General features: G+C 48.7%; 2 protein-coding genes. One reads left to right on the top strand and one right to left on the bottom strand.

Annotation, left to right across the window (positions count from 1 at the left end):
- Nucleotides 1–342, top strand: a 342-nt coding sequence (locus ACP2AU_RS16710) for an opioid growth factor receptor-related protein (RefSeq protein WP_426377344.1), incomplete at its 5' end; no start/stop codon positions are given.
- A 547-nt stretch (nucleotides 343–889) separates the two neighbouring features.
- Here ACP2AU_RS16710 and ACP2AU_RS16705 read toward each other — a convergent pair.
- The coding region (locus tag ACP2AU_RS16705; protein WP_426377343.1) for a lecithin retinol acyltransferase family protein at nucleotides 890–1,965 on the bottom strand (1,076 nt) is incomplete at its 5' end.

Genomic DNA, 1,965 nt, shown 5'->3' with positions numbered 1-1,965 from the left:
ATGGCACCAATACTGACCGAAGATGATTGCGAAGTTTTCAAACGCGATAGCGATCTAAGGCAGCAGCAGAGGCGGGCGCTGGATCGAATGCTCGCTTTCTATGGTCTTGTGCGCCGGAATGGTGTGATAGAGGCACGGCCGGGATTGAACCCCAGAGACCATATCTGGTTGAAAGCCGGAGGCCATAATCACCTTCGGATTACCCGCATCATCCGGAGCCTGCATTATTGTTATCAGCCTGAATTGGCGAAAGTGGTTCAGGGGGCGTTCATAACTCTTGGGCAAACTCGTGGCTACGTAAATGAAACCTCCATCGGCTACTGGCGCAGCGCAACCAAGTAACCCCGTGAGCTCGAATCGGCTTGTGGAACACGACTGTATTTATTGAGTCGAGGCGAGCAACGGCTTCCTGTCCATTTCCGAAAGCGACGCTGACAGCCGTGTTGCGTTTCGAACGGGCCTTGGCATGAGCTAGCAGCATTCTGAGACTCTCTCAATTTAAGTGTGCCAGAACGTGCGCACTGAATCAGCCAGAGTGGTGGCCACCCTATTCGTGGGAGGGGATTACACACCCAATAGGATAATTTCTTGTCCGCGACTCGTTGATCGCCCACCCTGTGCAGCGATATGGAAGATTGGTGTAGAGCTCTAAGCCGCTACGGATTGGGCGTAAACTTGGATTTGATTCCAAGAAATCCTGCTTTCAGTTTATTCAGCCTGACCACCTCGACAGGATTGGCGCATATAGGGCAAGATTCAACCCATTCAGTTTTAGATAGTGTATCGCTTAGAGGGGATACTGATTTTTTCCAATGACAAACGGAACATTTCAACCCAAAAGGGCGCGGCCTAACTGGCATATCCTCACTCCGTCCATGCGGTCTCATAATTAGAACTCAAAGGCCTGCTCAGAGCCCATGAAGCTGTCGAAATCTTCGAAGCTTTTAAATTGAAGTACAGCACCAAATTGATTGTTGATTCGTTCGAGTGAATCTGTAAAACCTTTGGTGTGCATCGTTTTTAATGAATCGTCCAATGATCGAAAAGAATCAGTCAGCTCGGTCGCGCGATCTTTAAAGTGGGCCTCCAGGTATGTCTCGAGCTCAGCCCTGCTTCGGCGAATCTCTGGAATCAAGCGCTGACATAACAGATTGATTTCTTCTCGGCGTTGTTTCGCTTCTTGCACCACAGGGCTGTCGCCGAGCGCTAATAGCCCGGATTGTTGCAATAAATTACCGATAACCAAGCCGATCCCCGAACCCACTAAAAAGCCGGCAACCGGGATGGGAATTGCAGCTTGGCCCAGTGCTCCGTAGAAGGACATTGAAGCTGTGTTGACTGCTGTGCTACTAATCTCCTCAAACATTTTTTCTTTGCCGATATCTCCTTTGAGATAGGCCAGTATCGCTGATTTTGTATCATTAAGTGCCAAGCCGTAATGAGCAACAGGGTTTGATTTGGCGGCAATCTTGGTTACGGCGCGGCCCGCATTATTAACCTGCCGGCTTGTTGCCAGGTTATCTATGCACCAGTTTACGAAATGCTCACAGTTATTGAATATCAAGTTGTATTTTGATTCGCCCAGCTTACTCTTCGCTCGGTCAACGATTTGCTCAGGGGTGAACCTCACATGGTTATGATATTGAATCTCGTAATTTTCACCGTTGCAAAAGGTCTGGATGTCCACTTGTTCAACAGGCCCGCCTCGCATTTCGTTTCCAAATCCCGAGTAGTGAATCACTTGACCATTTCCGATGTAGAGACCGTGGTGTGTATAGCCGAATCTTGGAGTGACGAGATGGGATGCTATTTTCGGAAGCGCGAAATGTTTGTGTATCTGATCGGCTATAAAATGGTTGTCGGCTTCTACCCCACGAAAGAAGTGGTCCAGATATTTGTACGTGAGAAACTCCGCAATATCTTGATCTGGCAACCCGGCAACCGAATTCTCCATGAGAATCTCTC

It is taken from the genome of Marinobacter sp. VGCF2001 (genome assembly GCF_049943275.1).
Classification (GTDB): Bacteria; Pseudomonadota; Gammaproteobacteria; order Pseudomonadales; family Oleiphilaceae; genus Marinobacter.
This window is presented reverse-complemented; position numbering and strand designations above follow the sequence as displayed.